This window comes from Tistrella mobilis (genome assembly GCF_039634785.1).
Lineage (GTDB): Bacteria > Pseudomonadota > Alphaproteobacteria > Tistrellales > Tistrellaceae > Tistrella > Tistrella mobilis.
In genome coordinates, this window is the sequence record NZ_JBBIAB010000007.1 from 132,633 (window position 1) to 153,535 (window position 20,903).

Here is a 20,903-nt window from a genome sequence, read left to right on the forward strand (position 1 = left end):
CCGCCGGAACCGGAGCCGATGACCGACCAGGACCAGCGCCTGACCCTGACCACCGCAGAAAGCATGGCAGACATCGCCCCCGAGGCGTGGAACGCTCTTGCCGGCCCGGACAACCCGTTCCTGTCGCATGCCTTCCTGCACGCCCTGGAAACCTCGGGATCGGTGTCGGAGCGCACCGGCTGGCTGCCGCGTCATCTGCTGCTCAGCACGGCGGACGGGCGGCTGATCGGCGCGGTGCCGCTCTACCTCAAGGCCCATTCCTGGGGCGAATACGTCTTCGATCAGGCCTGGGCGCGCGCCTATGAACAGGCCGGCGGCGCCTATTACCCCAAGCTCCAGGCCGCGGTGCCCTTCACGCCGGTGCCGGGACCGCGCCTGCTGGCCGGCAACGGCCCCGATGCCCCCGCCATCCGCCGCACCCTGGCCGAGGGGCTGTCGGCGGTGGCAGGCAGCCTCGACGTCTCGGGCGTGCATGTGACCTTCCTCGCCCCCGAAGACGTGGCCCCGCTCGCCATGGCCGGCTTCATGGCGCGGCATGACGTCCAGTTCCACTGGCACAATCGCGGCTATGGCAGTTTCGACGACTTCCTGGCGGCGCTGTCCGCCCGCAAGCGCAAGATGATCCGCAAGGAGCGCGAGAAGGTTCGCGACAGCGGCCTGGTCTTTCGGGCGCTGTCGGGCGAGGACCTCACCCCCGCGGCCTGGGATGCCTTCCATCGCTTCTACCGCGCCACGGTCGATCGCAAATGGGGCGAAGCCTATCTCACCCGCAGCTTTTTCAATCACCTGGGCGAGAGCATGGCCGACCGGGTGGTGCTGATCATGGCCTATGACGGCGACCGCCCGGTGGCCGGCGCGCTCAACCTGATCGGCAAGGACACGCTTTACGGTCGCAATTGGGGGGCGGTGGTCGACCTGCCCTTCCTGCATTTCGAAACCTGCTATTACCAGGCCATGGAGGTCGCCATCGACCGCGGCCTGGCGCGGGTCGAAGCCGGCGCGCAGGGCGGCCACAAGCTGCTGCGTGGCTACGAACCCGTCACCACCCGCTCGGCCCACTGGCTGGCCGATCCGCGGCTTGCCCATGCGGTTAAGGACTTCCTGGACCGTGAGCGCGCCGCGGTCGATGCCGAGGCCGAGGCGCTGGGCGAACATCTGCCCTTCCGCCGGGATCAGAGCGGGCCGGACCAGGACGCCGGGGGCGGGGCCGGATAAGTGGGCGGATAAGGGGGCGGATAAACGGCCGGTAACGCCGTGCGACGGAGGGGCTGGGCAGGAACGGGGTTCGCGGGCATGCTCGGCCTCACGATCCGCCACCGCCGATGGAGCCGCCGCCATGGTGCCCACCTCTCACCTGCTGATGCTGACCTCAGACCCGACCGTCGCCTGGGCACTCGCCTCTGCCATCTCTGCCGAAGAGGCGGCCAAGGTGCTGGGCGATGCCGGTGAAGCCAAGGGCTTCAAGTTCGACTGGCGCTCGCTGATCCCCCGGCTCAGGCGCCGGTCGGAAGATACCGAGATCGACGATACGGCGCTGGAAGGCGTGGCCGGCGGTGTCGCGGTGAACAGCGCCTATATGCCGCTGGGTGGCGGCTGGATGATTTCCGGCAACTGAGCGGCGGAGCCCGACGATGATCTCGACCTCGCAGCTGATGGCGCTTGCCAGCGACCCGGCCACCGCCGCAGCGCTGATCGCCGCCATGACCCCGGAAGAGGCCGCCCGCATCCTGGGCGAGACCGGCGAAGCCCGCGGCTTCAAATTCGACTGGCGCGCCCTGATCCCCCGGCTGAGGCGCCGGACGGATGATGCAGCGCTCGACGACGCCGCCCTGGAAGGCGTGGCCGGGGGCGCCGCCTCGGCCGCGATGATCCTGCCGGGCGGCTGGACGTTCGGTGGCTGAGCGAGCGGGTTGAAGCCGGTTCGCGGGCATGGTGGAATGCGCGCGGACCGGAAGCTTCAGCGGAGCGCATGCCATGCATCAGTCGATGATCGTCGTCGACGACTTTTACGAGAACCCGCTCGAAGTGCGGGCGCAGGCGCTCAAGCTCGACTATCCGCATCTGTCGGGGCCCGAGATCTATTACCCGGGCCGGAATTCGAAGCAGTTCATGCTGCCGCCCGACAGCGACCGCATGTTCAGCTACATCCTGCGCGAGCCGGTGATCGGCAATCGCGAGATGGCGCATGGCAAGTGCCGGCTGTCCTTTGCCTCGGATACCCGCGCCGGGGTGGTCCATATCGACCCGGGCTGCGCCTGGGCGGGGATCGTGTTTCTCAGCCTCGACGAGCATGCGCAGGGCGGGACGGAATTCTTCCGCCACAAGGCCAGCGGCAGCGACAGGGCCCCGTTGAGCGATCAGGAGGCGCAGGCAAAATTCGGCCTGCCGACCCGCGAGGCCGTGCTGGACACCGTGCTGAAGCAGGACGGCAGCGACCGGTCGAAATGGGAGCAGATCACGGTTCTGCCGATGAAGTTCAACCGGCTGATCCTGTTCCGCCCCTGGCTGTGGCACACCAGCGGGGTGGATTTCGGCGATGCCCCCGAAAACGGCCGGCTGGTCCAGATCCTGTTCTTCAAGCCCGGCCCGACGCCGGCCCCGGCAGCCGCCCGCCCGACCGTGATGCCGCCGTCGCAGCGGCGCTGACCGACCGCCGCCAGGCCGGGCTTCTGGCAGCGGTCAGGATTTCGCGGAGCACATTCTCGACAAAGGGGCCGAGCCCGCCTTCCATGGCAGGCCCGATGACCTGAAGTGTCAGCCCAAGCCCTGCCCGCAGGGTCTCGGACGCCATCGCAACCTCGGGCCCCGACATGCCTTCGAGGCGCAGCAGGATGCCCGTAATCGGCAGGCTGAGCCGGACCATGCCGGCGACGAGCAGCCCCTCGCTGCAGAGCGTGGGGGCCCCGGTCGGCGGCATCTGATCGACCCCCTCCGGATCCAGCACCGCCGAGCTCCGGTCGAATTCCGTCGCCATCCTTGCCAGTTTGAGATCCAGCGGGATCGGCGCACAAGGCAGCGCGGTGGCCCGGATCTGATGTGCCAGATACCGCACCTCCTCCCCCGCCCAGACGAGTGCGGCGGCGCGGCTGTCATGGGCCGGCACAAGCACCGGTGCGGGTGCCCCGGCCGCAATGGCCGCCCGGACGACGGCCCGGCGATAGGGCCCTGGGGGCAGCGGGTCGCCGAGACGCGGATCTTCGGCGGTGATCGCAGGAATCATGGGGTATGCCGATCTGACGACGGTCCCGGCGGTCTGGCCCGGTATGCCCCGCCGGCGATCGGGCACACCGCTGTCACACGTTCATCCGTGCAGACATTTTTCTACTATAGGTTATTGGACAAATGACCGCCGGGTCAAGTCTTTCCCCGCGATCCGGCGTCGGCAACTGGCGGGCTATGGCCCTGAACGCAAACACGGCCGCATGCGTCGCATGCGGCCGTGCAGCTGTTTAGAGAGGCGCCGGAGATGTCAGGCCACGGGCTCCGGCATCTCGTCCCGGCTGGGATCCAGTTTGTGCCCGTCATCCGGCCCGGCATCGGGGCCGGAACCGCCGCCGCCCTTGCGGCCGCCGCGCGGCTTCGGCTCGTTGGCCTCGAAGCGGAAGACCGGCTTGTCCTCTTCGATATCGATGACGACATGGCCGCCATCGACCAGATGGCCGAACAGAACCTCTTCGGCCAGCGGCTGCTTGATCTTCTCCTGGATGACCCGGGCCAGCGGCCGGGCGCCCATCGCCTCGTCATAGCCGGCATTGGCCAGCCAGCGCCGCGCCTCTTCGGTGAGCGAGATCGTGATCTTGCGATCGGCGAGCTGCGCCTCCAGCTGGTTGACGAATTTGTCGACCACCAGCTCCACCACCTCGATCGGCAGGCGGCCGAAGGGAATGGTGGCATCCAGACGGTTGCGGAATTCAGGCGTGAACATCCGCTTCACCACATCCTGATCCTCACCCGCCCGGTCGACACGGCCGAAGCCGATCGGTGCCTTGGCGATTTCAGCCGCACCGGCATTGGAGGTCATGATCAGCACGACATTGCGAAAATCGACCGTCTTGCCGTTGTGGTCGGTGAGCTTGCCGTAATCCATGACCTGCAGCAGCACGTTGAACAGGTCGGGATGGGCCTTCTCGATCTCGTCCAGCAGCAGCACCGCATGCGGGTTCTGGTCGATGGCGTCGGTCAGCATGCCGCCCTGGTCAAAACCGACATAGCCCGGGGGCGCACCGATCAGCCGCGACACCGAATGCCGCTCCATGTATTCCGACATGTCGAAGCGGATCAGCTTGATGCCCAGGATCTCGGCCAGACGCTTGGCCACCTCGGTCTTGCCGACACCGGTCGGGCCGGTGAAGAGATACGAGCCGATCGGCTTCTCAGGGTCGCGCAGGCCGGCCCGGGCCAGCTTGATCGCATTCGCCAGCGCCCCGATCGCCTGATCCTGGCCATAGACCACGGTCTTCAGATTGTCGGCCAGGTTGCGCAGGCTGTCCTTGTCGCGCGCCGAGACGCTCTTCTCGGGGATCCGCGCGATCCGGGCGACGATGCCCTCGATCTCCTTGACGCTGATCTGCTTGCGCCGGCGCGAGGGCGGCAGCAGCCGCTGGGCGGCGCCCACCTCGTCGATCAGGTCGATCGCCTTGTCGGGCAGCTTGCGCTCGTGGATATAGCGCACCGACAGGTCGACCGCGGCCTTCAGCGCCGCCTCGGTATACTGGACGTCGTGGAACTTCTCGTAATAGGGCTTCAGGCCCTTCAGGATCTTGACCGCATCCTCAGGGGTCGGCTCCGACACGTCGATCTTCTGGAACCGGCGCAGCAGCGCGCGGTCCTTTTCGATGTAGTTGCGGAATTCCTTGTAGGTGGTCGACCCCATGCAGCGGATGGTGCCGGCCTGCAGGGCGGGCTTCAGCAGGTTCGACGCATCCATGGCCCCGCCCGAGGTGGCGCCGGCACCGATGACGGTGTGGATCTCGTCGATGAACAGGACCGCATGATCCTGGGCCTCAAGCTCGGTCACCACCGCCTTCAGCCGCTCTTCGAAGTCGCCGCGATAGCGGGTGCCGGCCAGCAACGCGCCCATGTCGAGCGCGTAGATGGTGGCATCCTTCAGCACCTCGGGGACGTCGCCGGTCACGATCCGGCGCGCAAGGCCTTCGGCGATCGCGGTCTTGCCGACGCCGGGGTCGCCCACCAGCAGCGGGTTGTTCTTGGTCCGGCGGCACAGCACCTGGATCGCGCGCTCGACCTCGCCGTCACGGCCGACCAGCACGTCGATCTTGCCGGCCCTGGCCTTGTCGTTCAGGTTCACGCAATAGCTGGTCAACGCCTTGGCGGCGCCCTTCTGGGCACCCTTCTGCGCCTCGCGCTGGGCCTCTTCCTCCTGGGCGGAGCCGGTCACCGGCGCGCCGCGGACGCTGCGGTTCTCGGTCATGCCCGGCGCCTTGGCGATGCCGTGGCTGATATAGTTGACCGCATCCAGCCGCGACATGTCCTGGGTCTGCAGGAAATAGACCGCATGGCTCTCGCGCTCCGAGAACAGCGCGACCAGCACGTTGGCACCGGTCACTTCGGCCCGGCCCGAACTCTGCACATGGATGGCCGCGCGCTGGATGACGCGCTGGAAGCTGATCGTGGGCTTCGCCTCGACACCGCTGTCGGTGACAAGGCTCGCCAGCTCGTTGTCCAGGAAATCGTTCAGGTCGACACGCAGGCGGTCGACATCGACGTCGCAGGCCTTGAGCACGGCCACGGCGTCCTGATCGTCCAGCATCGCGAGCAGCAGGTGTTCGAGCGTCGCGTATTCATGACGCCGCGCATTCGCGATGGCGAAGGCGCGGTGCAGGCTCTGCTCGAGGTTCTTGGAAAGAATCGACATCAGTCCTTTTCCATCGTGCACTGGAGCGGATGCTGGTTGCGGCGGGCGTAATCCATCACCTGGTTGACCTTGGTTTCGGCCACCTCGAACGGAAACACGCCGCAGACACCGACGCCGTGGTTGTGAACGTGCAGCATGATGCGGGTCGCTTCCTCCGCACCCTTGCTGAAGAAGCGCTGCAGAACGTCGATCACGAACTCCATCGGCGTGTAATCGTCGTTCAGCAGCAAAACCTTGTACATCGACGGCTTTCGGGTCGCCGCCTTCGGTCGGGTCGCGACCTCCGTCACCGTCCCGAAGCCGGGACGGTCGTCATCGGATCTGCGTTCGCCGCTCATGCCCATTCCGTCGTGTTCGGCCATTCCGTCGCAATCGATCAGGTTCCTGGCACCCTTCCTCGGAATGAGGATATTGGATTCGCCCCGGGCAGGAAAAGACCTTGAAAACAGTGATGCGTCGCCCTATCGGCGCAAGCCCTGCCCGAGAAATTTTCACCACGCCCGCCGGTGTCGCTTGCCTGCAACGACGAAGACCCGCAACCGGCATGCCGGCTGCGGGTCTGGACGACGGCACACCGGGACCCTGGGGCCCCGGCATCCGGTCTTCGAAGGCTGTGACGCGATCAGACCCGCGGCCGGGCAGACGGCGGAGTAAACGCGTTCTGCCACTGCCGGTTCAGGGGGGCGAGTGCCGCGCCCGCCAGACGAATGCCGACCTCGGACATCTTAGCCGCGTGCTCGACATAAAGATCGACCAGGCCGCGGGCATAGCGCTCCTGCACCGCCGCCATCTCTTCGAAGGACTGCGCGGCAAAGGCCTCGCGCGCCGTGTTGACGCCGAAATCGATCCGGGCCTGGGTGAAGGCGATGATGCCGTCGGTGGCGTCGCTCAGCGCCTTGGCGGTCTCGTTCGAGGCCTCCATCAGATCCTCGACCGCCCGCTCACGAAGCCGGTTGGCCTCGTCGAGCATCACGGTGCCGTCGGCCATGCCGTCGGACGAGACCGACTTCTTCACGCCGTCGAACACCTCCATGGCCGCCTTGGCCGAGCGTTCGGCAATGGCGCTGGCGGTGCGCACCGCCTCGGCGGCGATGTCGGCTGCGGTGGTGGCGGCGGCCATCGCCGCCATCTCTTCCATCAGCTCGGCGCCGCTCTTCATCGCGGGGACGGCCGGGGTCGCAGGTGCCGGAGTCGCGGGGGCCGGGCTTGCAGGGGTCGGGGTGGCGGCGGCAGCCTCGGTCACGGCCGGTGCTGCCTCTGCCGCCGCCTCAGTGGTGGCCTTCACGGTCCGGGCAGCGGTGTCGGTTGCCGCCTGCACGGTTTCGGTCACGGTTTCAGCCGCGGCCGTGGTCGCCTCGGCGGCAGTCTCGGCCGCGGTTTCGGCGGGTGCCGCCTTGGCAGGGGCCGTCTTGGTTGCGGCGACCTTGGGCGTTGCGGTACCGGTCGCGTCGGACGCGGTGCCGCGGGTGGTCCGGCCACGGGTGCCGGTGCCGGGAGTCTTGCGGGTGGTCATGCGTCTCTCTCCGTTCGGTTCCGCGTGGAGCGGGCTGCCGATCCTGGGCGGCAAAGCGCGGGTCCCTGTGTCCGATCGGCCCCGGGCAAACGGCCGGGGCGGTGGGGCTGCGGAACAATGAAACCGGACAGCGAGGCCGGGGCATGCAGTCGCCCTGGCCATGCTGCGCTGCAACATAACTTAACGCCTTCATACCACTCAGGTCAAGCCGGTGCGGTTCTCGCGGTGCAGCCGTCAGCGGCCGTAATCGACCCCGGCAAGACCGTTTTCCACCACGGTCAGGGTGAAGGGCGAATGCCCATCGACCATACCGCCGTCCCGCGACCGCGTCGGCGGGTTGGTCACCGTCGGCCGCGGTTCCCGGGGCGGCACCGGGTTGCCGTCCACAGAGAACAGGATCTGGGGATGAAAAGCCTGGAACGCCGGGTCCGGATATTCGGCCGCCCAGAAACCGAACCGGCCGTCCACGCAGCGCGCCACCGTCCAGTAGAAGCCCAGCGAATGCAGCCGTTCCCCCGCCGGGGCCGGCGCGAAGGCGCCGCCTGCCGCAAACCGGTCCAGGATCGCGGCAGTCTGTGCGGCATCCAGACGCACCCGCGCCTCCACCGGCGCCCAGGGTGCCCCCAGCTGCGGCACCCGGATCCGCGTCAGATCCGCCCGCTGCCAGACATTGGTCGTGAGCTCAGACCCCGAGATGCGGGCCCGGCCGTCGCGAAGGACGACCAGATCATAGGTGCGAACCTGTTCGGAGAAGACGGCATTATAGACCAGCCGATAGCGGTCGGGCGCCCCGATCATGCAGCTGCGCGCCAGTTCGCCGCCGCCGACATAGTCGAACCAGGTGAAGCTGCGGGTGATGGGATCGCCCGCGGGCCCGGTGGCTGCACAACCGGAGGTGACAAGCGCCACCACCACCGCCGCGAACCAGGCGAACCGCCGGGGCCGCAAGTCGCGGCGGGCGGCGGGCTTCGGGGGCATCTTTCCTGACATGCGCGCTCCTTCGGTTACACCCTGGGCGAGGAAACAGAATTAAGCCCATACACAACAAGAATTTTCAGGTTGCCGCAACCACCCGGGCATGGCTAGGATGCGAGTCCACGGATTAACAGCCGTTCATCTACCGCATCATGCCGGATTGCACCCTTCCGCCAACGGAACGGATCCGGATGCGGCGGATGCGGACGGGTTGCGCGCGGATGTTCCACCATTCGCGTGAAACCTGCGGTCGTGCCTTCGTGCAGACCGGCCGGCCCACGGGAGGCCGGGCGGTCTGCCCCAGGGGACAAGGTCGGGATCCGGGACGCGGAGATCAATGGTTCCAGCCCGGCCGGGACGCACGGTCCGGGCGAAAACGACGGGGACGGACGCTATGACATTCGGTCGCAACAGCCGGCTGCGGATTGCCCTGCCCGACGGATGCGCCCGGCCTGGCGCCGCCGACCGCGGGTTCGCAGCCCTGCCCGCACGCACGCTCGTCCGGCTGATGATGGTGCTGCTGGTGGCGCTGATCGCCGGCACCGGCTTCGCCCGCACGGCTGCCGCCGGCTATGCCGCATTGATCGTGGAGGCCGAAACCGGCCGCGTGCTCTATGCGAAGAATGCCGACGTGCGCAACTACCCGGCGTCGCTCACCAAGATGATGACGCTGTACATGACCTTCGAGGCGCTGAAGGCAAAGCGGCTGACCATGGATCAGGCGCTGCCGGTTTCGGCCCGTGCCGCCGGCATGGCGCCCACCAAGCTGGGCCTGCGCGCCGGCCAGACCATCAGGGTCGAGGATGCGATCTACGGCCTGATCACCAAATCGGCCAATGACGCGGCCGTGGTGCTGGCCGAGGCGCTGGGCGGCAGTGAAATCGCTTTCGCGCGGATGATGACCGCCAAGGCCCGCAAGCTTGGCATGGACAAGACCACCTTCCAGAACGCCAACGGCCTGCCCAACCGGCATCAGTTCTCCACCGCCCGCGACATGGCGACGCTGGCCGTGCATCTGATGAACGACTTCCCGCGGGAATACGCGATGTTCTCGACCAAGTCGTACAGCTACAAGGGCCAGGCCCTGCGCAACCACAACCGGATGCTCAGCTCTTACACCGGCACCGACGGGATCAAGACCGGCTATACCCGCGCTTCGGGCTTCAACATCGTGGTCTCGGCGGTGCGCGACGATCACCGGCTGATCGGCGTGATCTTCGGCGGCTCCAGCGCCGCCACCCGCGATCAGGCGGTGGCGGGACTTCTGGACAAGGCCTTCGTCCGTCTGGCCGCGGAAAGCCCGGCCGAGCGCCAGCGCGCCATCGCCCAGGCCCGTGCCCGCGGCGAACTGCAGATCGCGAAGCTGGAGCGTGACCTCGACGAGATCGGCGGGGCCTCGGTCAAGGTCGCCTCGATCAGCGATGCCCAGGTGAAGGCGGCCGAGCGCGAGATGACCGGCGAAGCCGCGATCGCCGCCGTCGATGAAGACGATGCCGAGTTCGGCAGCGATGCCGCCCCCCAGGCGACCGTCCAGACCGCAGCGCTCGAGGTTCCGGCGGCAGCCCCGGTTGCAGCAGCCCCGGTTGCCGCGACGCCGGTTGCGGCCGTGGCCGCGGCCCCTGCGCCGCAGCCGGTCGCCCAGGGCGACACCCAGTATGCCGCCATCGCCCCCAAGCCGCGGGTCTTCGACACCCAGGGCCGCTGGGGCATCCAGTTCGGCGCCTTCGGCCGGGTCGATGCCGCCCAGGGGCTGGTGACCCGCGCCCAGGATCTGCTGCCGGCCGATCTGCGGGGTGGTGCCCAGACCGCGGTGGAGCCGCACGCGATCGGCGGCCGCTATATCTACCGCGCCCGCATGATGGGTTTCGAGGGCGAGCGTCCGGCCCGCCAGGCCTGCGCCCTGCTCGACAAGCGCGGCATCGCCTGCATCCTGGTGCCGCCGATCACGGCGCTGTCCGCGGCCGGCTGATCCGTCTGCATCGCGATATCAAAAGGCGCCCGGCTTCCGGCCGGGCGCCTTTTTTGTGGAGCATGCCCGGCCGGTCAAGGGGTGGCTCCCGCCCCTTGACCGGCGCTGCGGCCGACGCCACCCTTGACCCTCCCTTCACGCCAACCGGTTCCCCGGGGCGCCGGCCGACAGGATGCACACCCGCATGAAAACCTATCTGATCGTCATGGCCCCGGTGCTGCTCGGCATCCTGTTGCTCGGGCTTTCGGTGGGCGCGGTCGACTGGCTGTCGGTCGTGGTGGTGGTGGCGATCATGACCGTGCTCTTCGCCTTCACCATGTGGTACCAGCCCCGACGCTGACATCCGATCACTGACCTGCGGGGCCCCCCGACCATGAACACCCCCTCCGCGACGCCGAGAGCCCCCGAACCGGATGGGCGCGTGCTGGTCTTCGGCTCGGTCAATCAGGATCTGGTGCTCGCCTGCCGGCATCTGCCGACGGCGGGAGAGACGGTCGCCGCCCGCGACCCGCTGCATCTGCCGGGCGGCAAGGGCGGCAACCAGGCCTTCGCCGCCGCCCGTGCCGGTGCCCGCGTCTCTCTGATTGCCGCGGTCGGCGACGATGCAGCGGCAGATATCGCCCTGGGCGGCCTTGCCGCCGCCGGTTGCGACATGTCCAGCGTGATCCGCACGCATCGCCCCACCGGCCTCGCAATCGTCGCCGTCGGGCCGCGCCGGGCGGGGGATGATCGCACCGACAACCAGATCATCGTATCCCCCGGTGCCAATGACGATCTGAACGATACGGCGGTGGCCGATGCGCTGCTCACAAACGCCGTGCTGGTCACCCAGAACGAAACGCCCGCGGCCGGCATCGGCCGTCTGCACGCCCGGGCAGCGGCATCGGGGGCCGTGGTCGTCCACAATGCCGCCCCGGCCCGTGGGGCAGATGAACTGCCGCTGGCACCGATAACCCATCTGGTGGTCAACGAAACCGAATGGGCGGCCTTCGCCGGTGCGACGCTCGATCCCGACGCGCCCGATACGACCCTGGCCGCCGCCATCCGGTCCGGCCGCAGCGCCGCCGGGCTGCGGCCGGATCAGCTGGTGGTGATGACGCTGGGGGCTGCCGGTGCGCTGGTCGCAGACGCCGCCGGCCTGATCCGCCAGCCATCGGCCCCGGTTCCCGTTGTGGACAGCACCGGGGCCGGCGATGCCTTCGTCGGCGCCTATGCCGCCGCCCTGGCCCGTGGCGCGGAGGCAGCCCGGGCCCTGGCCGAAGGGGTGGCAGCCGGCGGGCTCGCCTGTGCCGCCCTGGGCGCGCGCGCCGCCACCCCCGATGCCGCAGCGATCCGCAGGGCGGCGGCGGCCCTGCCGGCCGCACGCCGCATCCCCCTCGCCCCGATCAGCTGATCATTCCGCCCGATAGGCCAGGCGGATCGCCCCCCAATGGCGGCCACGAACCGTGACCGGCACCGCCAGATCCTTCATCAGCGCGAACTGCCCGCCGCCCATGTCGCGACGATAGGTCTGCAGCAGAAAGCGTTTGGTGCTGCGTGCGGCGCGCAACCCCGTGCGGTCGTCGAACTTGCGACGATTGCGGGCATTGGCCGCATTCCAGACCGGATCACGGCCCTGGGGCTTCGAGAACTTCGCGTTGTGGGTGGGCAGGTAGCCGTTGCGGTCCACCGCCGCACAGAACACGATCCCGGGATCGATCGTCAGAACCGGCTCTTGAATCGCGGGCAGAACCCGGTCGCACAGCTCGGTGAAGCGGGTGGTGTACTGCACCGGATCCGATCCCTGGATCGGCCGATAGCTTTCGTCGAACAGGCCGGACATGTCGATCCGCCCGGCCGCAAGCGCCGCCTCGAAGGCTTCCGCCGCCTGTGCGGCCGCCCGGGTTGCGGCCGCGATGAACGGCGTGTCGACCGTCTCCGCCCCGGCCCCGGCCGTCAGCTCGATCAGGTTCTCGGACAGATCGAGCAGTTCCACCAGGCGCGCATCCGCCTCGTCGAGGCGGGTACGCGACTGGGCGACGCCGGTGTTCAGCTCCCGCATTTCGGCGCTGACCTGGTTGCAGACCGTGGTGTTGGACGCGGCCTGGCCGGCAATGCGTCCGACCTCGCCGCCGATCATGCCCACCGCATCGGCCAGCCCGTCGATGACGCCGCCGATCCGCCCGGTGCCCTCGCGCACATGCTCCGCCTTACCCAGTGTCCGGCCGCTGGCATCGACCAGGGCCCGCACCTCCAGGCCCAGCTCGCCCAGGGTCTGGGAGATCTGGGCGGTGGCTTCCTGTGTGGACCGGGCAAGGCTTTTGACCTCTCCGGCCACGACGGCGAAGCCCCGGCCGGCCTCTCCCGCCCGCGCCGCCTCGATCGTGGCATTGAGCGCAAGCAGGTTGGTCTGTTTGGCGATGCCGTCGATCTGGCTCGAGACCTTGCCCACCCGGTCCAGCGCCTGGGCAAGCACATCCAGCCGGCGGGCGATATCGGCCACGCTGCCGGTCAGTTCACGGATCTCGTCCAGCGTCTGTGCCGCTTCGGCGCGAGAGCTCGCGGCCTGTCGGGCCGCCTCCGCCGCCCGCTCGTCGGCGGTCCGGGCCGCCTGATCGATCGCCCGGTTGTCTTCGGCCATGCGGTCGACCAGGCCGGTCAGCCCGCCCAGACCGTCAGACTGGCCACGCAGGGCGCGGGCAACCTCGTCCACCTTGCCGACGATGTCGGCAATCCGCACCCCCAGCCCTCCGGCCCGGTCGGCCAGCCGGGCGATCGTATCGCTCATCGACAGGCCGTCACCATGGGCAGAGTGATCCTTCATGGTCATTGCGGTCATCTATCCTCCCCAGGATTCGGCGCCCCCATACGGCTTGATGCGCTTTGCACGCATTCTTTCCGCCATGATGTCGCAACTATACCGTTCGTGCCAGTCTGCCACTCCCGATGACGAAGCCCCAGGGACCAAGGTCGGGGGTGACAGAGGGGCCGGGCCGGGCGCCGGGCTGCGGGGCGGGGCTTGTGAAGGCGGTTGGGCAGGCATAGAACAAGGGGCGCGCCCCCTGCACCCGAGGGACGCCCGTCTCCCGCGGCCCCTCCCCCCTCTCATCATCCGGGCCGCTGCACGAAGGTTGGGATCTTGCCCGAATTCCTCGTCTCCGCCGACGGCCTCGGCGCGCTTCTGACCGTCATCATGATCGACGTCGTGATGTCGGGCGACAATGCGGTGATCATCGGCATGGCCGCAGCCGGCCTGCCGGCAACCCTTCGCCGCAAGGCGATCATCTACGGCATCCTGGCGGCCACGGTTCTGCGCATCACCTTCGCCGCCGTGACCGTCGAACTGCTCGAAATCATCGGCCTGACGCTGGCCGGCGGCATTCTGCTGCTCTGGGTCGCCTGGAAGATGTGGCAGGAACTGCGCCAGGCCCGCAAGGCCGCAGCCGCCGAGGCGGCGGCCGCGGCATCCGCACCGGGCACCGCACCTGCCGACGGCGTCGACGAACTGCCTGAAGAAAAGGCGGCGGCGCCCAAGACCATGCGTCAGGCGCTGACCGCCATCATCATCGCCGACGTGTCGATGTCGCTCGACAACGTGCTGGCGGTGGCCGGCGCCGCGCGTCATCACATGGAGGTGCTGATCATCGGTCTGGTGCTGTCGATCGCGCTGATGGGCCTGGCGGCGAACTATGTGGCCAAGCTGCTGGAACGCCATCACTGGCTGGCCTATGTCGGCCTGGCCATCATCAGCTATGTGGCGCTCGACATGATCTGGCGCGGCAGCAACGAGGTCATGCACGCGGCCGGCGCCGGCTTCTGACCGCCGCCCTCCCTGCCGCCGACGCAAAGAAAAGGGCCGCCCCCAACCGGGAGCGGCCCTTTTCATACAGGAAGGCGGCAGGCCATACAGGAAGGCGGCAGGCGGATCAGACTGCGAGGGCCGCCGGCACCTCGACGCCGGCCGCCGTCAGCACCCGGGCCAGTTCGCCCTTCAGCGCCGCCAGCCGGGCGTCATCGGCCGCCTCTGCACGGGCCACCAGCACCGCCTGGGTATTGGAGGCGCGCAGCAGCCACCAGCCGCCATCGACCTTCACCCGCACGCCGTCGGTCCGGTCGACCTGGGCGCCCTCGGCCGCCAGCGTCGCTGCAATATCGGCGACCACCTGGAACTTGCGGTCGTCGGCGCAGGGGATGCGGATCTCGGGCGTGTTGACCATGTCGGGCAGGCCGTCGCGGATGGCGGTGATGCTCTCACCCGTGGTCGCCAGCTGGTCCAGCAGGCGGACGGCGGCATAGAGCGCGTCGTCATAGCCGTAATAGCCGTCGGCGAAGAAGACATGACCGCTCATCTCGCCGGCGAGCGGGCTTGCCGTCTCCTTCATCTTGGTCTTGATCAGCGAATGGCCGGTCTTCCACATCACCGGCGTGCCGCCCAGGCGGGCGATCTCGTCGAACAGCGCCTGGCTTGCCTTCACGTCGGCGATGATGGTGGCGCCGGGGATGCGGTCGATGATCGGGCGGGCCAGAATCATCAGCAGCTGATCACCCCAGAGGATCCGCCCCTTGCCGTCGACCACACCGATGCGGTCGCCGTCGCCGTCGAAGGCGATGCCCAGATCCGCACCTTCCTCGGCCACCTTGGCGATCAGGTCGACCAGGGTGTGCGGCTCGGTCGGGTCGGGGTGATGGTTGGGGAAGGTGCCGTCGATATCGGCATAGAGCAGCACATGGCGGCCGGGAAGGTTGCGCGCCACCATGGTCAGCGCCTCACCCGCCGCACCATTGCCGGCATCCCAGACCACCACGGGTTCGCGGGCGACCGTCTTGAACAGCCCCTCGGTCAGCCGGGCGACATAGGCCGACAGCACGTCGGGCGCGTCGTTGTCGGCCCCCGTCGCCGGTGCCGGCAGAAGCTCGCCTTCGGCGGCGATGCGGCCCATCTCGCGGATGTCCTCGCCGAAGAAGGGTTTGCCGAGCATGACCATCTTGAAGCCGTTCTGGTCCGGCGGGTTGTGCGAGCCGGTGACCATGATGCCGCCATCCACGCCGCGGGTCTGGGCGGCGTAATAGAGCATCGGGGTGGGACCAAGGCCCACGCGGATCACATCGACGCCGCCTTCGGTCAGCCCGCGCACCAGCGCCGCTTCCAGATCGGGCGAGCTCACCCGGCCATCGCGACCGACGGCGGCGGACGCGCCGCCGCGGGCCTTCAGCATATAGGCGAAGACCCGCCCGATGGCATAGGCGTCCTCGGTCCCCAGGGTCTCGCCGATGATGCCGCGGATGTCGTATTCGCGCAGCACGGTCGGATGGAAGCGGTGGACGAGCTTGGTCACGAACGGCCTCTCAGGGTCGGTTTTGAAGAACGGCTCGGGGGTAGAGAATGGCAGCGGCCACCGGTTCAGCCAAGTCCTGCGGCCGGGCGGCCGATCGAGCTGTAGGCGAAGCCGCGGGCGGCCATCTCTTCCGGCTTGTAGACATTGCGCAGATCGACCATGACCGGGGTCTTCATCGCCGCCTTCACCCGATCGAGGTCGAGCGCCCGGAACTGGTTCCACTCGGTGACGAGCACCGCGACATCGGCGCCGGTGACGGCATCATAGGCATCCTCGGCCCAGACCACACGGTCCAGCAGGCGGCGCGCCTCGGCCATGCCTTCGGGATCATAGGCCCGGACGGTGGCGCCGGCGCGGATCAGCGCCGGCACGATGTCCAGGCTCGGTGCCTCGCGCATGTCGTCGGTGTTGGGCTTGAAGGTCAGGCCCAGCACGCCCACGGTCTTGCCGGCAAGGCTGCCGCCGGCGGCAGCGATCACCCGGTCGGCCATGCGGCGCTTGCGGGCCTCGTTCGACGCCACGACCTGCTCCACCAGCGAGAGAGGCGCGTTGTATTCCTGGGCCGACGAGACCAGGGCGCGGGTGTCCTTGGGGAAGCAGGATCCGCCGAAGCCCGGGCCGGCATGCAGGAATTTGCGACCGATGCGGCCGTCCAGGCCGATGCCGCGGGCGATGTCCTGCACATTCGCGCCCACCTTCTCGCACAGATCCGCCACTTCGTTGATGAAGGTGATCTTGGTGGCGAGGAAGGCGTTGGCGGCATATTTGATCAGCTCGGCGCTCTCGATCGTCGTGTGGACGATCGGCGTCTCCATCAGGAAGAGCGGCCGGTAGAGTTCGGTCATCAACTCGCGCGCCCGCGCGGTTTCGGTGCCGACCACCACGCGATCGGGGCGCATGAAGTCTTCGATCGCCGAGCCTTCCCGCAGGAATTCGGGGTTCGAGGCGACGTCGAAGGGAAGATCCGGGCGGGTTTCGGCCAGAAGCGCCTTCACCTTGGCACCGGTGCCGACCGGCACGGTGGACTTGGTGACCACCAGCCGGTAGCCGTCGGCGGCCATCGCCACCTGGCGCACGGCCTCGAAGACATAGCTGAGGTCGGCATGGCCGTCGCCGCGGCGGCTGGGCGTGCCGACCGCGATGAACACCACCTCGGCATCGCGCACGGCCTGGGCCAGATCGGTGGTGAAACCCAGATGGCCCGAGCGCACATTGCGGGCGACCAGATCGTCGAGGCCGGGCTCGTAAATCGGGATCTCGCCGCCGAGCAGCCGCTCGATCTTCGACCGGTCATTGTCGACACAGACGACCGAATGGCCGAATTCGGAGAAGCAGGTGCCCGACACAAGGCCGACATAGCCCGTGCCGATCATCGCGACGCGCATGGAAGCCAATTCCTTTGCCAGTGAGCGCGAACGGCGCGCAAAGCCCCCGATCCTGCCCCTTGAAGGACAGGATCGCGGGCACTGCGCGCCGAACTATAGCCTTACTGGGCGGCGTCGCGGTAGGTCGAAAGGCGCTCGGCCAGGAAGTCCTTCACCTGGTCGCGCAGATCGACGCGGGCCAGCGAGAAGGCGATATTCGCCTGGATGAAGCCGGCCTTGTCGCCGCAATCGAAGCGCTCGCCATCGAAGCGCACCGCATGGAAGGGGTGGCTTTCGACCATGGCGCGGATCGCGTCGGTCAGCTGGATCTCGCCGCCCGAACCGCGCTCGTGGCGGCCCAGATGATCGAAGATTTCGGGCTGCAGGATGTAGCGGCCGATCACTGCGGTGCGCGAGGGCGCCTCGTCGGATTTCGGCTTCTCGACCATGCCGCGGGCGGTGACCAGACGGCCGTCGTCCTCAGCGATGTCGATGATGCCGTAGCGCGAGGTGTGCTCAGGGGCGACATCCATAGCGGCCACGACATTGCCACCCTTCTGCTCGTAGACCTCGACCATCTGGCTGAGGCACGGGCGGTCGGCAAGGACCAGGTCGTCGGCCAGCAGCACGGCGAAGGGCTCGTTACCGACCAGATGCCGGGCACACCACACGGCATGGCCCAGGCCCATCGGCTCCTGCTGACGGGTGTAGGACACGTTGCCGGCCTTCGGCAGCCAGCGGCGCAGCTGGGTCAGCTGGTCGTGCTTGCCGCGCTCCTGCAGCGTCCATTCCAGTTCGAACGACTGGTCGAAATGGTCTTCGATGGCGGTCTTGTTCCGGCCGGTAACGAAGATCAGCTCTTCGATGCCGGCGGCACGCGCCTCTTCCACGGCGTACTGGATCAGCGGCTTGTCGACGACCGGCAGCATTTCCTTGGGCATGGCCTTGGTGGCGGGAAGGAAACGCGTGCCCAGGCCACCGACGGGGAAGACGGCTTTGCGAACGGGCTTGGTGTTGCTCATGGACCTAATCGCTGGATCGAATTCTTGAGGCGTTCTTCGGAACGATCGTCCGACCGGTCACGTGTCATTCGATATCGCGGCCCATGCTGCCCACATGGTCCGCAGCGGATGCACGGCACTTCCTCGCCTCGGGCAGGCGTGCCGTCGATCCGCCGATCGACCCTACATATATTGCATCGCAACAGAACACGATGCGACGCCTATTTTGACCTGCCCCCAATTTGTCACCAGAGGCGGTCTCATGGCATCGATGGTCACATGTCTGACCGACGAACGGCACAACTTATAGCCTTGAACGGCCGCAGACGCAAATCGGACCCCTTTGACCGAAGGGGCGACCGCATTCGGATCACGCGCGCGAACGGGCGCCCAGAAGGCGATCGCGGGCGGCATTTACCCGCGCCGCAAGAGCTGCACTGCCCCCATGATCCGGGTGCACCCGGGCCATCATCCGCCGCCACGCGGCGGTGATCTCGGCGGCCCCGGCACCGGCTTCCACCCCCAGGATGGCGCGCGCCTCGGCCTCGGACATCTCGTCCGCACCGGCGGGATCTGTTCCGGCACCGCCGCTGCCCGCAGACGGGTCGGACCAGCCCGGCCCATAGGTCCGCTCCCCCCAGTTTTCCAGCAGGCGGGCGCCGTCCGGATCCTCCACCCGCAACCGCCGCAGCAGCGCGATCAGCGTCTCGACGCTCAGCTCCTCAAGGCCCTGCCCGCGCTCCGGCCCGTCCAGGACCACGCCCGACATGGCGCCGGTATCTGTGTCCAGCGTCATGCGCAGGCTGCGGGTCTCGATCGTGCGCGGGCGGCTGCGGGCCGTGCCGGCCGTCCCGAGCCCCGCCCCACCCTGGGGCCGGGCCCGGCGAAACAGGTGCCAGACCGGCACAAGCCCAAGGGCGGTGCGCGCCAGCCGCATCACCACCGGCAGGGCCGCCGCCGCCACGGCGGCAACGGCCGGCCATTTGCCGGTCACCGCAAGCAGAATGGCAGCCACCGCCGCCAGCACCACCAGCCCCCACAGGCCGATGCGTTTCAGCACCGCCCGATCCACCCGCCCCAGGCGTCCGCCCAGGGTCAGCACGGCAATCAGGCTGACGAAACCGGCAAGCAGGGCCCAGATCACCACCTCACCCCCATAACGCTCACCTCTCGCCCATGCGCCCGATCAGCAGGCTGAGCGCCTTGGGATCGGCCCGGCCCGGCCGCTCCAGGGCCGCCGGCCCCCGGGTTGCGACCGCAGCGACGGCACCCAGCAGGGCCCGCAGCCGGTCGGGGGCGGCGGGATCGAAGGGCAGCAGGGCCCCGCCGGTGATCCGGGCGATCCGCCCGAAGGCGGCGGCAACCTCGGGATGGGCCCCTTCCTGAAACATGAAGGCCCGCACCCCCAGCATGGCCAGATCCGCCGCCCCCGCCTCCAGCGGCGCCACCGGTTCCTCCAGCGCATCGCCGACGAAGATCAGCCCGTGGACCGGGGCGGCCCGCGCCTCGGCCACGGCATGGGACAGGACGCGGGCCAGCTGGGTTCGCCCGGCCCGGCAGTCGATCCGCGACATCACGCGCGCCAGGGCCAGGGCATCGCCGGCCCAGCGGCTGGCACGGCATTCATCGAACCCGCGGTAATAGACCAGCTGGACCGCAAGCCCGCCATCGCCGGCCACGCGGAACATCTCCCCCTGCAGCCCCTGGGCAAGATCCCAGCCGGGCTGCCGGCTCTGGGTCGCATCCATCGCCAGGATCAGGCGTGCGGCGGCGCCGCCGTGGGTGGGCGGTCGGGCCGGCACGCTTCGGCGCGCCTCGGCCAGAAAGCCCTCGACCTCGGCAGAGCTGGCCGGCGGGCGCGCGGGTCGGCCGGGGCGAAGGTCACGGGTCATGCCGGTCTCCCACAGGTCTGACGGCGCATGAAGCGGATGTTCACACACTCGTTTCCTACATGGGGGCTTGCGGCGTCGTGGAAAGGGGGCCGATCAGAGGATCAGATCGCGGCCGTCCAGCATCGGCAGGCGCAGGGCCTCGATCAGGCCGCGCACCTCGTGCCGGGCGGCAATATGCGACATCGACAGCGAGATGTTCGCATCCACGTCGCGCAGGTCGAGCATGGTGAGCCCGCGCAGGAACAGCTCGCGATAGATCACCCGGTCGCCGAACCCCGGCGCGACGCGGAAGCCCACCCGCCGCGACAGCTGCTCCACCACCCGGCTCATATCGCGCTTGTTGCGGCTTTCGGTCGACGACAGGCGGTTGCGCATCACCACCCAGTCGATGGTGCCGCGATCACGGATCGCCCGGGTCTTCTTCTCGTTCCAGACCATCTCGGCATAGACGCTGGGGCCCAGCACCTTCAGCGTCTCGGGATCGACGCGGGCCAGCACGTCCAGATCGATGAAGCTGTCGTTGATCGGGGTGATCAGCGTGTCGGCGAAGGAATGGGCCAGGCGGGCGAGAAAATGGTCACTGCCGGGGCTGTCGATGATGACGACGTCGTTGTCGCGGGCAAGCCGTGCAAGCGCGCCCACGAAGGCCTCGCGCTCATCCGCCTCCATCTCCGCCCGGCTCGGCTTGTCGGAGCGCGGGATGACCGCGCTTTCCGGCACCGGCATCCAGGCCTGCTGTTCGCGGGCAAAGGCGGCACGGTTCTCGATATAGCGGCTGATGGTGCGCTGACGGCTGTCGATATCGATCACGCCGACCTTCTGGCCAAGCTTCATCAGCCCCACCGCCAGATGCATCGCCGTGGTCGACTTGCCCGAGCCACCCTTCTCGTTGCCCAGCACGATGATATGCGCAGGGATCTGACCGCCCATGCCTCGCTTCCCCTCAGCCCGCGCGAACCCGGTCCTTCCGGCCGCCTCCGCCCCGTCCGGACGTCATCA

At 68.5% G+C, this 20,903-nt stretch carries 20 protein-coding genes; 8 read left to right on the plus strand and 12 right to left on the minus strand.

Features of this window, described 5'->3' with window-relative positions:
• Positions 1–18: 18 nt before the first annotated feature.
• From WI697_RS12150 to WI697_RS12165, 4 genes are all read left to right on the plus strand, one after another.
• On the plus strand, positions 19–1,215 hold the full coding sequence (locus tag WI697_RS12150) for a GNAT family N-acetyltransferase (RefSeq protein WP_345958640.1): 1,197 nt from the start codon (positions 19–21) through the stop codon (positions 1,213–1,215).
• Between the two features lie 121 nt (positions 1,216–1,336).
• Positions 1,337–1,615: a hypothetical protein gene (locus WI697_RS12155; protein ID WP_345958641.1), complete on the plus strand. Its 279-nt coding sequence runs from the start codon at positions 1,337–1,339 to the stop codon at positions 1,613–1,615.
• Positions 1,616–1,631: 16 nt separating this feature from the next.
• Positions 1,632–1,901, plus strand: a complete 270-nt coding sequence (locus WI697_RS12160; protein WP_014744109.1) for a hypothetical protein — start codon at positions 1,632–1,634, stop codon at positions 1,899–1,901.
• Between the two features lie 73 nt (positions 1,902–1,974).
• A complete protein-coding gene (locus tag WI697_RS12165) occupies positions 1,975–2,646 on the plus strand; it encodes a DUF6445 family protein (protein ID WP_298648332.1) in 672 nt (223 codons plus the stop codon).
• Here WI697_RS12165 and WI697_RS12170 read toward each other — a convergent pair.
• From WI697_RS12170 to WI697_RS12190, 5 genes are all read right to left on the minus strand, one after another.
• Positions 2,576–3,220 carry a hypothetical protein gene (locus tag WI697_RS12170; protein WP_345958642.1) on the minus strand — a complete coding sequence of 215 codons (645 nt, stop codon included), beginning with the start codon at positions 3,218–3,220 and terminating at the stop codon, positions 2,576–2,578. The two genes, WI697_RS12165 and WI697_RS12170, sit on opposite strands and share 71 nt — an antisense overlap.
• A 249-nt stretch (positions 3,221–3,469) precedes the next feature.
• Complete coding sequence (gene clpA / locus WI697_RS12175; protein ID WP_082828902.1) at positions 3,470–5,875, minus strand: ATP-dependent Clp protease ATP-binding subunit ClpA; 2,406 nt, start codon at positions 5,873–5,875, stop codon at positions 3,470–3,472.
• Positions 5,875–6,219 carry an ATP-dependent Clp protease adapter ClpS gene (clpS, locus tag WI697_RS12180; RefSeq protein WP_014744106.1) on the minus strand — a complete coding sequence of 115 codons (345 nt, stop codon included), beginning with the start codon at positions 6,217–6,219 and terminating at the stop codon, positions 5,875–5,877. The genes clpA and clpS overlap by 1 nt, the downstream gene beginning before the upstream one ends.
• A 278-nt stretch (positions 6,220–6,497) precedes the next feature.
• Positions 6,498–7,388 carry a phasin family protein gene (locus WI697_RS12185; protein WP_345958643.1) on the minus strand — a complete coding sequence of 297 codons (891 nt, stop codon included), beginning with the start codon at positions 7,386–7,388 and terminating at the stop codon, positions 6,498–6,500.
• A gap of 234 nt (positions 7,389–7,622) precedes the next feature.
• Positions 7,623–8,366 (minus strand): hypothetical protein, encoded by a 744-nt coding sequence (locus tag WI697_RS12190; RefSeq protein ID WP_345958644.1) that lies wholly within the window; start codon positions 8,364–8,366, stop codon positions 7,623–7,625.
• 391 nt (positions 8,367–8,757) lie between these two features.
• Between WI697_RS12190 and WI697_RS12195 the strand changes: the two genes are divergently transcribed.
• The 3 genes from WI697_RS12195 to WI697_RS12205 all read left to right on the plus strand — a co-directional run bounded on the left by WI697_RS12195 (position 8,758) and on the right by WI697_RS12205 (position 11,725).
• Positions 8,758–10,332 carry a D-alanyl-D-alanine carboxypeptidase gene (locus WI697_RS12195; protein ID WP_345958645.1) on the plus strand — a complete coding sequence of 525 codons (1,575 nt, stop codon included), beginning with the start codon at positions 8,758–8,760 and terminating at the stop codon, positions 10,330–10,332.
• Positions 10,333–10,516: 184 nt separating this feature from the next.
• A complete protein-coding gene (locus WI697_RS12200) occupies positions 10,517–10,672 on the plus strand; it encodes a hypothetical protein (RefSeq protein ID WP_345958646.1) in 156 nt (51 codons plus the stop codon).
• A 33-nt stretch (positions 10,673–10,705) separates the two neighbouring features.
• A complete protein-coding gene (locus WI697_RS12205; RefSeq protein WP_345958647.1) occupies positions 10,706–11,725 on the plus strand; it encodes a PfkB family carbohydrate kinase in 1,020 nt (339 codons plus the stop codon).
• On the opposite strand, the gene WI697_RS12210 is transcribed toward WI697_RS12205, so the two are convergent.
• A complete protein-coding gene (locus WI697_RS12210) occupies positions 11,726–13,150 on the minus strand; it encodes a methyl-accepting chemotaxis protein (protein ID WP_345958648.1) in 1,425 nt (474 codons plus the stop codon).
• A gap of 300 nt (positions 13,151–13,450) precedes the next feature.
• Between WI697_RS12210 and WI697_RS12215 the strand changes: the two genes are divergently transcribed.
• Positions 13,451–14,131, plus strand: coding sequence for a TerC family protein (locus WI697_RS12215; RefSeq protein ID WP_345958649.1), 681 nt, complete (start codon positions 13,451–13,453; stop codon positions 14,129–14,131).
• A 106-nt stretch (positions 14,132–14,237) separates the two neighbouring features.
• Here the strand turns inward: WI697_RS12215 and pgmG are convergent, their stop codons facing one another.
• The 6 genes from pgmG to WI697_RS12245 form a co-directional block, all read right to left on the minus strand.
• A complete protein-coding gene (gene pgmG, locus WI697_RS12220) occupies positions 14,238–15,647 on the minus strand; it encodes a phosphoglucomutase/phosphomannomutase PgmG (RefSeq protein ID WP_345958650.1) in 1,410 nt (469 codons plus the stop codon).
• Between the two features lie 65 nt (positions 15,648–15,712).
• The gene (locus WI697_RS12225) at positions 15,713–17,032 is read right to left on the minus strand and encodes a UDP-glucose dehydrogenase family protein (protein WP_062770271.1); all 1,320 of its coding nucleotides are present in this window, start codon (positions 17,030–17,032) and stop codon (positions 15,713–15,715) included.
• Between the two features lie 101 nt (positions 17,033–17,133).
• On the minus strand, positions 17,134–18,033 hold the full coding sequence (galU, locus tag WI697_RS12230; protein ID WP_296715957.1) for a UTP--glucose-1-phosphate uridylyltransferase GalU: 900 nt from the start codon (positions 18,031–18,033) through the stop codon (positions 17,134–17,136).
• A 349-nt stretch (positions 18,034–18,382) separates the two neighbouring features.
• On the minus strand, positions 18,383–19,159 hold the full coding sequence (locus WI697_RS12235; RefSeq protein WP_345958651.1) for a molecular chaperone DnaJ: 777 nt from the start codon (positions 19,157–19,159) through the stop codon (positions 18,383–18,385).
• 16 nt (positions 19,160–19,175) lie between these two features.
• Positions 19,176–19,904, minus strand: coding sequence for a VWA domain-containing protein (locus tag WI697_RS12240; RefSeq protein WP_345958652.1), 729 nt, complete (start codon positions 19,902–19,904; stop codon positions 19,176–19,178).
• 93 nt (positions 19,905–19,997) lie between these two features.
• Positions 19,998–20,834, minus strand: coding sequence for a division plane positioning ATPase MipZ (locus WI697_RS12245; RefSeq protein ID WP_014744093.1), 837 nt, complete (start codon positions 20,832–20,834; stop codon positions 19,998–20,000).
• Positions 20,835–20,903: the final 69 nt, after the last annotated feature.

Bases quoted from the DNA above. Each gene is read 5' to 3' on its own strand.
- WI697_RS12160 (WP_014744109.1), top strand. From the start codon at position 1,632: ATGATCTCGACCTCGCAGCTGATGGCGCTTGCCAGCGACCCGGCCACC.
- WI697_RS12240 (WP_345958652.1), bottom strand. From the start codon at position 19,904: ATGACCCGTGACCTTCGCCCCGGCCGACCCGCGCGCCCGCCGGCCAGC.
- WI697_RS12165 (WP_298648332.1), top strand. From the start codon at position 1,975: ATGCATCAGTCGATGATCGTCGTCGACGACTTTTACGAGAACCCGCTC.
- clpA (WP_082828902.1), bottom strand. From the start codon at position 5,875: ATGTCGATTCTTTCCAAGAACCTCGAGCAGAGCCTGCACCGCGCCTTC.
- WI697_RS12200 (WP_345958646.1), top strand. From the start codon at position 10,517: ATGAAAACCTATCTGATCGTCATGGCCCCGGTGCTGCTCGGCATCCTG.
- WI697_RS12210 (WP_345958648.1), bottom strand. From the start codon at position 13,150: ATGACCGCAATGACCATGAAGGATCACTCTGCCCATGGTGACGGCCTG.
- WI697_RS12185 (WP_345958643.1), bottom strand. From the start codon at position 7,388: ATGACCACCCGCAAGACTCCCGGCACCGGCACCCGTGGCCGGACCACC.
- clpS (WP_014744106.1), bottom strand. From the start codon at position 6,219: ATGGGCATGAGCGGCGAACGCAGATCCGATGACGACCGTCCCGGCTTC.
- WI697_RS12245 (WP_014744093.1), bottom strand. From the start codon at position 20,834: ATGGGCGGTCAGATCCCTGCGCATATCATCGTGCTGGGCAACGAGAAG.
- WI697_RS12170 (WP_345958642.1), bottom strand. From the start codon at position 3,220: ATGATTCCTGCGATCACCGCCGAAGATCCGCGTCTCGGCGACCCGCTG.
- WI697_RS12150 (WP_345958640.1), top strand. From the start codon at position 19: ATGACCGACCAGGACCAGCGCCTGACCCTGACCACCGCAGAAAGCATG.
- WI697_RS12155 (WP_345958641.1), top strand. From the start codon at position 1,337: ATGGTGCCCACCTCTCACCTGCTGATGCTGACCTCAGACCCGACCGTC.
- WI697_RS12225 (WP_062770271.1), bottom strand. From the start codon at position 17,032: ATGCGCGTCGCGATGATCGGCACGGGCTATGTCGGCCTTGTGTCGGGC.
- galU (WP_296715957.1), bottom strand. From the start codon at position 18,033: ATGAGCAACACCAAGCCCGTTCGCAAAGCCGTCTTCCCCGTCGGTGGC.
- WI697_RS12195 (WP_345958645.1), top strand. From the start codon at position 8,758: ATGACATTCGGTCGCAACAGCCGGCTGCGGATTGCCCTGCCCGACGGA.
- WI697_RS12205 (WP_345958647.1), top strand. From the start codon at position 10,706: ATGAACACCCCCTCCGCGACGCCGAGAGCCCCCGAACCGGATGGGCGC.
- WI697_RS12190 (WP_345958644.1), bottom strand. From the start codon at position 8,366: ATGCCCCCGAAGCCCGCCGCCCGCCGCGACTTGCGGCCCCGGCGGTTC.